Annotated in this window: 12 protein-coding genes; 5 read left to right on the top strand and 7 right to left on the bottom strand. The window is 62.9% G+C overall.

The annotated features are described in order from the left end of the window. Positions 1-123: 123 nt before the first annotated feature. The 4 genes from C1T17_RS19710 to C1T17_RS21450 all read right to left on the bottom strand — a co-directional run bounded on the left by C1T17_RS19710 (position 124) and on the right by C1T17_RS21450 (position 3,205). Positions 124-438, bottom strand: a complete 315-nt coding sequence (locus tag C1T17_RS19710) for a hypothetical protein (protein WP_104954885.1) — start codon at positions 436-438, stop codon at positions 124-126. 81 nt (positions 439-519) lie between these two features. Then, positions 520-849: a hypothetical protein gene (locus C1T17_RS19705; RefSeq protein ID WP_104954884.1), complete on the bottom strand. Its 330-nt coding sequence runs from the start codon at positions 847-849 to the stop codon at positions 520-522. A gap of 95 nt (positions 850-944) precedes the next feature. Further along, positions 945-2,825: an ATP-binding cassette domain-containing protein gene (locus C1T17_RS19700; protein ID WP_189338437.1), complete on the bottom strand. Its 1,881-nt coding sequence runs from the start codon at positions 2,823-2,825 to the stop codon at positions 945-947. Continuing rightward, on the bottom strand, positions 2,810-3,205 hold the full coding sequence (locus tag C1T17_RS21450; RefSeq protein ID WP_189338436.1) for a hypothetical protein: 396 nt from the start codon (positions 3,203-3,205) through the stop codon (positions 2,810-2,812). The genes C1T17_RS19700 and C1T17_RS21450 overlap by 16 nt, the downstream gene beginning before the upstream one ends. Before the next feature lie 87 nt (positions 3,206-3,292). On the opposite strand from C1T17_RS21450, the gene C1T17_RS19695 reads away from it, so the two are divergent. Next, complete coding sequence (locus C1T17_RS19695; RefSeq protein ID WP_104951654.1) at positions 3,293-4,699, top strand: HlyD family type I secretion periplasmic adaptor subunit; 1,407 nt, start codon at positions 3,293-3,295, stop codon at positions 4,697-4,699. Positions 4,700-4,708: 9 nt separating this feature from the next. Here the strand turns inward: C1T17_RS19695 and C1T17_RS19690 are convergent, their stop codons facing one another. After that, complete coding sequence (locus C1T17_RS19690) at positions 4,709-4,936, bottom strand: zinc-finger domain-containing protein (protein ID WP_104951653.1); 228 nt, start codon at positions 4,934-4,936, stop codon at positions 4,709-4,711. A gap of 83 nt (positions 4,937-5,019) precedes the next feature. Between C1T17_RS19690 and C1T17_RS19685 the strand changes: the two genes are divergently transcribed. The 3 genes from C1T17_RS19685 to C1T17_RS19675 all read left to right on the top strand — a co-directional run bounded on the left by C1T17_RS19685 (position 5,020) and on the right by C1T17_RS19675 (position 8,394). Continuing rightward, on the top strand, positions 5,020-5,955 hold the full coding sequence (locus tag C1T17_RS19685) for an ABC transporter ATP-binding protein (protein WP_104954888.1): 936 nt from the start codon (positions 5,020-5,022) through the stop codon (positions 5,953-5,955). Between the two features lie 145 nt (positions 5,956-6,100). Then, positions 6,101-7,705, top strand: coding sequence for an L-aspartate oxidase (gene nadB / locus C1T17_RS19680; protein WP_104951652.1), 1,605 nt, complete (start codon positions 6,101-6,103; stop codon positions 7,703-7,705). Continuing rightward, the gene (locus C1T17_RS19675; protein WP_223262717.1) at positions 7,702-8,394 is read left to right on the top strand and encodes a Crp/Fnr family transcriptional regulator; all 693 of its coding nucleotides are present in this window, start codon (positions 7,702-7,704) and stop codon (positions 8,392-8,394) included. The genes nadB and C1T17_RS19675 overlap by 4 nt, the downstream gene beginning before the upstream one ends. Before the next feature lie 6 nt (positions 8,395-8,400). Here the strand turns inward: C1T17_RS19675 and C1T17_RS19670 are convergent, their stop codons facing one another. Both C1T17_RS19670 and C1T17_RS19665 read right to left on the bottom strand, forming a co-directional pair. Next, entirely contained in the window at positions 8,401-8,829 is a 429-nt protein-coding gene (locus C1T17_RS19670; RefSeq protein ID WP_104951651.1) for a hypothetical protein, read from the bottom strand. A gap of 78 nt (positions 8,830-8,907) precedes the next feature. Next, positions 8,908-9,756: an alpha/beta fold hydrolase gene (locus C1T17_RS19665; RefSeq protein ID WP_104951650.1), complete on the bottom strand. Its 849-nt coding sequence runs from the start codon at positions 9,754-9,756 to the stop codon at positions 8,908-8,910. Between the two features lie 173 nt (positions 9,757-9,929). Here C1T17_RS19665 and C1T17_RS19660 point away from each other — a divergent pair, with 173 nt between their 5' ends. Then, the gene (locus tag C1T17_RS19660; protein WP_223262716.1) at positions 9,930-11,099 is read left to right on the top strand and encodes a serine hydrolase; all 1,170 of its coding nucleotides are present in this window, start codon (positions 9,930-9,932) and stop codon (positions 11,097-11,099) included. Positions 11,100-11,179 lie beyond the last annotated feature (80 nt).

Here is an 11,179-nt window from a genome sequence, read left to right as displayed (position 1 = left end):
GCGATCACAAATTGATGCGCGTAGATGCCAAGACCCAGCAGCACGAGCATGACCATGGTCATCTTCAGCAGTTCGGATCGGATTTTCTGTTCCATCGCGGATACTTTCGCTGGTGCTGCGGCGTCAGGGTTTCAGAACGACACGGACGTTGTGGCCATCCTTGGCGGCCGCATCCGTTACGCGAATCTGGGTGTAAATGTCGGCAGGCTTGATCCCGGCGCGCACGAGCAGGTTGCGCGTCATCGCGGCGCGATAGAAGGCCAGTCGCTGCGCCTCGGTGATCGAGGATGTCTGCGGTGCGAAGGACCAGATCTCATACTTCATGCCGGGCGATTGCCGCGTGCTGAGGAAGTCCATCACCTGCTTTGACGTGTCATCGTTGTAGCGCACCGCCAGCGGCTCGAACGTGACGCGCAGCAACACATCGGCAGTCTTCACCTCGACCCCCTTGCTCGTCGGGCTGTTCCATAGCCTTGACCTGGAGCTTCAGCGTGTCAGCCGTTTCGCGCGTGCGGATCGTCAGCGCCTCGCTGCCGTTGATCGGCTTATCGGTTCGCAGCACCGCGCCAAGCTCTGCATTCGAGCTGCCCGCTTCGGCCGTGACCTGATGGTTGTTGGTCTGCTGTTCTGATCCTTGGCGCTGGCAGATGTGGCAGCGCTGGGATCGGCAGTCTTATGCTCTTTCGCTTCGAGCTGCGCCTTGACAGTCTGAAGCGTGCGCTGCGAAAGGACCATCACCGCCGCGCTCATGATGACGAGCAGGAAGGTGACGACCATGATGACGGTCGTCAGCACGTCGACGAATGCCGGCCAGTGATTGACTTCGCCTTCTGCTGAAGCACCCGCCACGTAACGTTCCCCAAATTAGCCGCGCGGCTTGCGCGCGATCCCGTTTCATCGTCGTTGGTAGTGAATTAACCTTAACAAACCCTCACCAACAGCGATCATGCCGCGCGGTTGGCGGCCTGCTGGTTGCGCATCATCATCAGGATCTCGGCGCGGGGGCGGTCGGCGAACACCTTGCCTTCCTCCAGCCAGATCACCCGGTCGACCAGATCGAGAAGCGCCATGCGATGCGTCGCAATCACCAGCGTCCGGTCCTTCGCCACATCGCGCAGGCCCTCCATCACCGCCTGCTCGCTATTGATGTCCATTGCGGCAGTAGGTTCGTCCAGCAGCAGGATCGGCGGATCGCGCAGCAGTGCGCGCGCCAGGATAACCGACTGCCGCTGTCCGCCCGACAGCTTGACGCCATTGGGGCCAACATTGCGGCCATAGCCCTCGACACTGCGGCTGACGAAGCGATCAAGGCCCGACGCGGCGATGGCGCGCTCCACGATGTCCGCTTCCGGTTCGGGAAGGCCGAGCAGGATGTTGCCCCAGATCGACGTATTGAACAAAGTCGCGTCCTGCGCCGAATAGGAAATGCTCTGACGCAAGTGACTGACGGCATATTGGTCGATCGCATTGCCATCAACGGTGATCGCGCCGCCCTGTGGCTGACGCAGCCCGGCAAGTAGTTGCAGCAGCGAAGATTTGCCCGACCCCGAACGGCCGATCAGGGCGATTTTCTCGCCCGGCTTGATCGAAAGGGTGATGTCCTTGAGGCTTGGCGTCGCGGCTTCGGAATAAGAGAAGACGACGTTCTGCAGGCGGATGTCACCCTTGATCGCGCGCGTCTTGACGGCTGGATCGGATGTTTCCCGCTCAGGCTCAGCACCAAGGATTTTGGAGAGCGCCGCGAACTGCGACAGGCTCTGATAGCCCTTCGACACGACCGAGATCGCGGCGGACACCGGCACCATCGCACGGCCGGTCAGCATCGTCACGGCGACGAGCGCACCCGTCGTCATGATCCCGGCCTTGATCTGGAACACGCCGATAATGACAACCAGCACCGTCACCATCTGCACCAGCAGCCCCGCCATCGAGGCAGGCAGGTCGCTCCATTTGCGTGCGACCTTGGAACTGATGCCGATGTGATCGGACACGATGTCCCACTGGCGCAGGAAATGTCGCTCCGCTTGGTTGGCCTTGATTGTGGTCAACCCCTCGGTCACGTCGACGACCAGGTTGCTACGGGCGTGCATCAGCTTCGACGAACGGCGGCTGGAGAGTTTCAGGGCGTAAGCAGCGGTGATGCCCACCAGCACCATCGCGCCTGCGCCGACGATCGGTCCTGCAACGGCCCAGCCGCCGATCAGCATGATGAGCGCGACATATCCGAAGAAGAACGGCACATCGATGCAGAATGTCACGACCGCCTGCGGCACGAGCAGGGCCAGCGCCTCGACATCGCGCAGTGCCGTCATTAGTCCGCCGACGCTGCTTTCCGCATGGCCCATCCGCGCGTGCAGATAGGACGCCATCGCCCGGTTCTGGATCGCCTGTCCCACGCGCACGCCCACGGCGTCGATATAGCCGCCACGGACGTGTTTGAAGACAAATTCGAAGACCAGAACGATCATCACGCCGGCCGATAGCGCCCAAAGCGATTCGATCGCCAAATTGGGCACCACCCGGTCGTAAACCGCGCGCATATAGAGGGGGATAGCCAGCGCGCACAGATTGAGGAAGGCCGCCGCCAGCAGCAACTGCCCGAGTCGCTTGCGCTCGCTGAGGAACGTGCCGAGCAGCCAGAGGCGCGGATTACGGCGCACGAAACTGCGCTCATCGTCCAGTTCCAACCCGTTTGCCGGGTCGACATGGCCGCAGACGAGGACGTCCTCGCTCACCAGTTCCTTCAGGATCGGGAGCGGCACCAGCTTCTCGCCAGTTGCGTCGATGATGGTGGCATGGGGATCGTCGCTCAGGCCGACCAGCAATACCGAGCCCCCTCGCGCAACTGCATGACGATCGGCAGATCCTGCGGCGTCAGGCTGGCGAGTGGCCGCATGTCCCATCGTGCGTCCAGCCCCGCGCGGGCCATCGCGATGGGCGCTAGGCGAGGGTCCATGAAGCCATTGGGCATCGGCAGCGCCGCGATCAGCATGTCGCGCGGCGTCGGCTTGCCGCATAATGCGCTGAGGCGCTCCAGGCATGTCACCAGCGATGCAGGCTCTACCGATCCGCTCCATTGCCGCGCCGCATTGGCCGCGTGGCGCGCGCGCTCGCTGCGTGATTCGGGTGACGGCGCCATGCCAATGGCCGCCGCTATCCGCCCGAAAAGGCTGATCCCCGTCTGCTCGTCTGAAGCCCGCGTCATGGTAGTCCCCATATGTTTGCGGGGATCATTAAACATTCTTAAGGATAATGAGTGGTAAACGCCGCTGAGATTTTCGGGGACCACGACATGAAATTCAGCGCAATCAGAGACCGAATCATCCGGTCGCTCGGCGGGGCCAGCCTGTTCGAAGGCGTGAGCAGCCGTGAACTGGCGGCAGCGTTTGCAGGCGACATCAAGGTCGCCAGCGCCCCGATCGACGGCATTGCGCCATGGAGCGCGCGCATCCGCACCGACCGTCAGGGCCGCGTGCTGAAGGTACTGGCGTTCCTCGTCATCGCGTTCCTCGCCTGGGCCGTGTTCTTTCAAGTCGACAAGGTCACGCGGGGATCAGGCCGTGTCCTGCCTTCGGTACAAAATCAGGTCGTCCAGCATCTCGAAGGCGGCATCGTGCAGGCGCTACTCGTCAGCGAAGGCCAGCGCGTCCGCAAGGGGCAGATCCTGATGCGCATCAACAATCAATTCACGACCGCCGACTTCGAAAACGCCCGTACCGATGTCGTTGCCAAGCGCATTGCTTTGGCGCGGATGGATGCGACCGTCAGCGGCGCGTCCAGCTTCACCGTGCCTGCCGATCTGGCGAAAGCCGCGCCCGACATCGCCGCATCCGAAGAGGCGCTATTCTATTCGAGTCGCAATCAACGGGGTCAGGAAACCGGCATCATCTCGGAACAGTCGCGCCAGCATCGCGCCGAACTCGCCGGTCTGCAATCGCGCCTCAAGAACCTGCGCAGCGAACAGACGCTGATGATGACGCAGCTCGACAAGCTGGAACGCGCCTATGAAGCCGAAGCGATCTCCGAACGCGAAGTGCTCGACAAGCGATCGATGCTATTGGCGCTCCAGACGCGCATCGCCGACGTGGAAAGCCAGATTCCCCAGGTCCGGGCGCAAATGAGCGAAACATCGGCCCGCAGCGGCGAAGTCTGGACCAAGTCGGTGCAGGAAACGAAGGCGGAAGCCGCCAAGCTCCGCATGGAACTCGCCAAGGCCGGCGAGACGCTGGACGCCTATTCCGACAAGGAATCGCGCGAGGAAATCCGCGCGCCGATGGATGGCATCGTCAACAAGCTCTATGTTCAGACAGTCGGCGGCGTGATCCGCGGCGGCGAACCGATCATCGAAATCGTACCCGTCGACAAGGTGGTAATGATCGAAGCGCGGATCATGCCCAAGGATCGCGGTCAGGTCTGGTCGGGCCTTCCGGCAAATATCAAAATTTCCGCCTATGATTCGGCGATCTATGGCGGGCTGGACGGAAAAGTCGTCGATGTGTCGCCGGACGTCATTCAGGATGCCAAGGGCGAAGTCTATTACCGTGTGCGCCTGCGGGCCGAGACGTCAAAATTCGGTGCAGGCAAGCCGGTCATTCCGGGCATGACGGCCGAAGTGAACATCAAGTCCGGCCGTCAGAGCATCATGGACTATATCTTGGGGCCGCTCATCCGCATTCGCGACAGTGCGCTGCGGGAATAATCCGTAAGCCTAGAGGCTCGCGCCGGAGGGAACGTCCGGCAGGCTGCTCTGGTCCGCACCATCGGCAGGCCCGCCGATCAGCACGAAGCGCCGGTCGCAGTAGCCACAATCCACATAGCCCTTCTCGTCGATCTCCAGATAGACGCGCGGATGGCCAAGGGCGGCAGGAATGTCGCCCGACCCGTCGCAGGTCACGCGAGTCTTGGATACACGGAAAAGTTCGGGCGGCTGGATCATGGCATCGCCTGTATCATCGCAGTTGGTGCGCCGCAATATAGCGCTTGCTCGACCTGCCGGTTCCGCCACGCTATGAGACGCGCATGATCGACACGCCGACACCCATACCCGCCATCGCCATCGACAATCTGACCAAGGTCTATAAGGGCGGAAAGCTCGCACTCGACCATGTGTCGTTCGAGGTGCCGCGTGGGCAGATCTTTGGGCTGCTGGGGCCGAATGGCGCGGGGAAATCGACGCTTATCAACATATTGTCCGGTATGGTGAACAAGTCCGGCGGCCATGCGCGCATCTGGGGCTTCGATATCGACGCCAACCCGCGCAATGCAAAGAACTCGATCGGTATCGTGCCGCAGGAAATCGTGTTCGACCCGTTCTTCACGCCGTTCGAGACGCTGGAGAATCAGGCGGGTTTCTATGGCGTGCCCAAGGATGCGCGCAAGACGATGGAGCTGCTGCGCGCGGTGCATCTGGAGGATAAAGCCAACGCCTATGCCCGCACTCTTTCGGGCGGCATGAAGCGGCGGTTGCTGGTGGCAAAGGCCATGGTGCATTCGCCGCCGATTCTGGTGCTGGACGAGCCGACGGCGGGCGTGGACATTCAACTTCGCCAGCAACTTTGGGCCTATGTGAAGCAGTTGAACGATCAGGGCGTGACGATCGTGCTGACGACGCATTATCTTGAGGAAGCGGAACAGCTTTGCGATCGGATCGCGATCATCAACCATGGCCGCGTCATCGCCGACAAGCCGACTCGCGAACTGGTGGGCATGGCACAGGAGAAGGTGGTGCAGGTGACGGTCGATCGCGATCTTACCGATGCGCCATCGCATCTACGTTTCGAGAAAGTGGAACTGCAAGGGGAGCGCGTGCTCAGCATCACCTATTCGAAGGACAAGGCCAATGCTGGCGACGTGCTGAGCGCGGTGCAGGCGATGGGGTTGCAGATCGTGGACGTGGTGACGCGCGACCCGGACCTGGAGGATGTATTCCTCAACCTGACTGCGGCGGCGGCTTAACCAAACTGCCCCCCACCTCCGTTCGGGCTGAGCTTGTCGAAGCCTTCGCCTGAGCGTAGTCGAAGGCAATACCCCCTCACTGCGTTCGGTATGGCCCTTCGACAGGCTCAGGGCGAACGGAATAAAAGACAGCGCCAGGACGACGATGCCCACACACCAATACGACGTCATCATCATCGGCTCCGGTGCGGCGGGGCTGACGGCGGCGATTACGCTGGCGCAGGACAAGAAGGTGCTGGTGCTGGCCAAAGGCGCGCTGGACGGCGGATCGACCAACTGGGCGCAGGGCGGGATCGCCGCAGTGCTGGAGCCGGGCGACAGCTTCGCGCAGCATGTCGAGGACACGATGATCGCGGGGGCGGGCCTCAACAATCGCGAGACCGTGGAATTCGTGGTGGAAAACGCGCCCGCCGCGATCGAGCGCCTCGCGCAACTCGGCGTGCCGTTCAACGCGGGCGACGGCCTTGGCGAACGCTGGCACCTGACGCGCGAGGGCGGGCACAGCCATCGCCGCATCGTGCATGTCGACGATGCGACCGGCGCAGCGGTGCAGGTGGCGCTGGTAAAGGCGGCGCAGGCGAACCCCAACATCACGCTGATGAGCGACATGGTCGCCATCGACCTCATCACCAGCCGCCATGGCGAGCGCTACTCGGGCGACGGGCATGTGTGGGGCGTCTATGCCTTCAATAAGGCCACCAAGCATGTCGACGCGCTGCTGGGTCGTGCGACGATATTGGCGACGGGCGGGGCAGGGCGCACGTACCTGTTCTCGACCGCGCCGCGTGGGGCGACCGGTGACGGGATCGCAATGGCCTGGCGCGCGGGGTGCCGCGTTTCCAACATGGAAATGAACCAGTTCCACCCGACTTGCCTCTACAATCTGGAGGTGAAGAACTTCCTGATTACCGAGGCGATGCGCGGCGAAGGCGGCATGCTGAAGCTGCCCCCCGGCGTGCCCGGCGGCGGCAAGCGCTTCATGGACAAGCATGATCCACGCGGCGAACTGGCGCCGCGTGACGTGGTGGCGCGCGCGATCGATCATGAGATCAAGCGGTTGGGCCTCGATTACGTGCACCTCGATATCAGCCACAAACCGCCCGAATTCATCAAGGAGCATTTCCCGACCATTTACGCGCGGCTGCTGGACATCGACATCGACATCACGAAGGAACCGATTCCTGTGGTGCCGGCCCAGCATTACACCTGCGGCGGCGTGGTGATCGACCTCGACGGGCGCACGGATCTACCGGGCCTCTACGCGGCGGGCGAAGTGACCGAAAGCGGTCTGCACGGCGCAAATCGCCTCGCGTCCAACTCCCTCCTTGAATGCTTCGTGTTCGGGGAGGCGGCGGCGAAGCATATCCTCGCCCACTGGGACGAATTACCCGTGTCGCCCCTGATCCGCGCTTGGGACGAAAGCCGCGTCACCGACTCGGACGAGGAAGTCATCGTCCAGCACAACTGGCGCGAAATCCGCCGCTTCATGTGGGACTATGTGGGCATCGTGCGCACCACCAAGCGGCTGGAACGCGCTAAGCACCGCATCGACCTCCTCGCGCAGGAAGTGGACGACTATTACGGCAACTTCCGTGTGACGCCGGATCTGATCGAACTACGCAACCTGCTGGAAGTCGCGCGGCTGATCGTGCGATCGGCGCTGCATCGCAAGGAGAGCCGCGGGCTGCACTACACGCTGGACTACCCGGAGATGCTATCGGAGGCGGTGGATACGGTGCTGGTGCCGTGATCCCGACGGATCATTGCGCCGCATGTTCGGTTCGCGAGCAAGCGGTATGCGCGGCGTTGTCCGAAGCGGAACGCAGCGAGTTGGCGCGGATCGGCACGCATCGCACGCTGCATCGGGGTGAGGCACTGGTCGATGCAGGGGACGATAATTACGCCTGCGCCACTCTGATCTCTGGCGCGCTCAAAATCGCCGCGATCGATGCGGATGGAACGGAACGGATCGTTGCACTAGTGCACCCGGCGGGCTTCGTCGGCGAATTGTTCGCGCCGCGCGCGCATCATCATGTGACGGCGCTGACGGATAGCCTGCTGTGCCTGTTCCCACGGATGGATTACGAACGGGCCGTGGAACGCTATCCCCGGCTGGCGACGGCCCTGCTGCGCCGCTCGACAGCGGATCTTGCGGAGACGCGCGCGCTGATCGATTTGATCGGGCGCCGCACGTCGTTGGCGCGCGTGGCGGGGCTGATCCTGATCTTCGGGCGAGGGGCTTCCAATACACCCTGCGGCGTCGCGGCGCGCTTCGACTTGCCTCTGACGCGGGGCGAGATGGCAGCGTTGCTCGGCCTAACCATAGAAACGGTCAGCCGCCAGATCGGCATTTTGGAGCGGCGCGGCATCATCAAAAGAACGGGCACGCGAGGCATGGAAGTCCTCGACGTGCCCAGTTTGGAGGAGATGGTCGACTAGACGCGATCAGCGCACGGCTGCGGCGATGATCGCGATGCACACGCCCCAGAGCAGGATCAGGCCAGGAAGGATCAGCACCTGCGCGGTCGCTGCGCCGCCAGTCACATGGCCGGTCGCACATTCGAAGCCGTTCGCCATGAACTGACCCCAGCTCTGCTTGCGGCCAGCGGGAGTCGGCGCAGTGCCGGCCCAGAGTGCAGGAACGCCGAAACCCGCCGCGAAGCTGATGACACAGATCACCATCGGGATGGCGATCTGCGGATCGCGGAACGCCACTGCCATCACCGCGAGATAGGTCATATAAGCGCCGACGGTCAGCCAGAAGAGGGCCGGCGGCAGATCGAACACCCGACCATATTGACCGCGGGCGGGCGCTGCCGGTGCGGGCACGATGCGTGCGTTCGTAAATGTCTCTGCGGGAAATTGTGCGGTCATGGCGAGGCTCCTTTCGGGTTCTGGAGCCTGTGTAGTGTGGGACCGGGTGGATAACTTTGACGGTTGTCAAACTTCGGATCAGCCCGTCAAAAAATTCCGCAGCGCCGCCGCAAACTTCGCGGGCTGATCGCTCATGACCATGTGGCCGCTGGGGCTGATCGGCACCAGCTTCATCGCCTTCGCGGCGGCATAAGCTGTGCGGTAACGCTGTACTTGCGCCCGTTGCGTCGCCGCGTCCCCGCCCAGCGCGTATACCACTTCCATCGGCGCGCGGATCAGCGGCAGCTTCGGACCAAGGTCGGTATGCGCCAGTTCGCGAAGCGCGCTTGCGATGACATCAGGATCGCTGCCTTTTGCGCCGGGTTGCTGCGCGATCATCTGCATGAACAGCTGCCGCCCTGCCTTTGTGGAGGTGAAGTAGCTGCTCAGTTGATCGGCAAGGTAGCCCATTCCGCTGGCCGTGCCGCCCACCATGCTCGCGCCGTCGGGGAGCATATCGACGACCATGACTTTGCGAATCGCGGGCGCGGGACGCATCGCCAGCAACATCGCCAGCGTACCGCCCATAGAATGCCCGACGACCGCTGGACGAGCGATCTTTGCTTGCGTGATATAGGCCGCGATCTCCCCCACGAGCGGCTCCAGCAACGGACCGCTCCTATTGAGGTCGGGCGCAAGGCCTGCGAAGCCGCGCACCTGAACCAGATGATAGCGATAGCCCGGCACGGCGGCGACTGTACCGTTCCAGATGCCGGGACCGCTCGCAAGTCCGGGTATCAGCAGCACATCCGGCCCGTTGCCGCGCACCGTTACGCTGATCCGGCGCGATGCAAAAGGCGCGGCCATGGCGGGCATTCCACTCAGCGTGAGCGCCGTCAGGCCCGCTGCCAGACAGGCACGTCGATCGAAAAAAGGAGTCTCTGTCATTCCCGCGCCTTTTAAGCAGCCGCCCTGAACGCACAATGACGCGTTCCGTTGCCCCGTTCAGCTTCCTTACATCGCATGTGGGGAATCATTCGCCGCATCGACCTTGCTTTTTGGCAGGGTCCGCCTCGACACTCAGAGAATTGAAAATGCGGGGAAAAGAGCAAAACGTGCACATGAAGATCAAGCGCCGCGCTCCCATGGACCGGAGGGAGCGCGTGCGACGGCGGCTTGGCCTTACTCTCGTGCTGGCGGCGCTGGGTGCGTGCGTAGGCAGCGGCGAACCCCGGCCGATGAGAGTCGCCGCAGCGGTCCCGCGCCATACGGGACCCGTCACGACGCCGCAAAAGCCGCGCGAGCCGATCAAGCCCGTCGCCAATCCGCCGATAGCCATACCCGATTACAACCCGCGCAGCGTGCCCTCACCTGCGCTGGTTAGCATCATCCGGTCGCTGGGGCAGAATTTCAATGGGAAGGTCGGTATCGCGGTCCGCCGTGTCGATGCCGACTGGACGGTCGCGTGGAACGGCACCGATCTGTTCCCGCAGCAGAGCGTGTCGAAGCTGTGGGTAACGATGGCGATGCTGGACGCAGTGGATCGCGGCAAGCTGCGCCTGTCCGACTCCGTGACGATCCGGCGCGAGGATCTGACGCTGTTCAATCAGCCGCTGGCGGCGATGGTGGATAGCGATGGCTTCACAACCACGATCGAAGACCTGATGACCCGCGCGATGGCGCAGAGCGACAATACCGCGAACGACATGCTGCTCCGCAAGGTTGGCGGGCCGGAGGCGGTGCGCAGTTTCCTGGCGCGGCGCTTCGTCAGCAACATCCGCTTTGGTCCCGGCGAGCGCATTCTGCAAAGCACGACGGCAGGGCTTAGCTGGAACCCGAGCTACGCACAGGGGCGCAATTTCTACACTGCGCGCGCGGCACTACCGATGGGAGTGCGGCAAAGGGCGCTAGACGCCTATCTTGCGAACCCACCGGACGGTGCCGCGCCTAGTTCCGTGGTGATGGCGCTCGCCAAGCTGAAGCGTGGCGAAATGCTGTCGCCATCGTCGACGAGCCTGCTGCTCGACGTGATGCATCGTGCGAAAACCGGCCCACAGCGCATCAAGGGCGGCGTGCCACCCGGCTGGAGCTATCTGCACAAGACGGGCACGGGGCAGGAGCTTGGCCCCCGCGCCACTGGCTTCAACGACATCGGCATCATGACCGCGCCGGATGGGACGAGCTATGCGGTCGCCGTGTTCATCGGCAGCACGACGGTTTCGATCCCCGAGCGATGGCAATTGATGCAGTCGGTCGCGCGGGCCATCGCCGCGAACCACGACAAGCGATAATCCTGCTTGTTTAACGGCCTTGTCCCCTAGGGGCACGGATATCGTCGCCGGAAAATCTCGCTGGTTCGACAGAATGAACT

This window comes from Sphingobium sp. SCG-1 (assembly GCF_002953135.1).
Lineage (GTDB): Bacteria > Pseudomonadota > Alphaproteobacteria > Sphingomonadales > Sphingomonadaceae > Sphingobium.
The sequence above is the reverse complement of the archived record's forward strand: the minus strand, read 5'-3'. Positions and strand labels throughout refer to the sequence as shown.

Bases quoted from the DNA above. Each gene is read 5' to 3' on its own strand.
- C1T17_RS21450 (WP_189338436.1), bottom strand. From the start codon at position 3,205: ATGACGCGGGCTTCAGACGAGCAGACGGGGATCAGCCTTTTCGGGCGG.
- C1T17_RS19695 (WP_104951654.1), top strand. From the start codon at position 3,293: ATGAAATTCAGCGCAATCAGAGACCGAATCATCCGGTCGCTCGGCGGG.
- C1T17_RS19690 (WP_104951653.1), bottom strand. From the start codon at position 4,936: ATGATCCAGCCGCCCGAACTTTTCCGTGTATCCAAGACTCGCGTGACC.
- C1T17_RS19685 (WP_104954888.1), top strand. From the start codon at position 5,020: ATGATCGACACGCCGACACCCATACCCGCCATCGCCATCGACAATCTG.
- nadB (WP_104951652.1), top strand. From the start codon at position 6,101: ATGCCCACACACCAATACGACGTCATCATCATCGGCTCCGGTGCGGCG.
- C1T17_RS19670 (WP_104951651.1), bottom strand. From the start codon at position 8,829: ATGACCGCACAATTTCCCGCAGAGACATTTACGAACGCACGCATCGTG.
- C1T17_RS19665 (WP_104951650.1), bottom strand. From the start codon at position 9,756: ATGACAGAGACTCCTTTTTTCGATCGACGTGCCTGTCTGGCAGCGGGC.
- C1T17_RS19660 (WP_223262716.1), top strand. From the start codon at position 9,930: ATGAAGATCAAGCGCCGCGCTCCCATGGACCGGAGGGAGCGCGTGCGA.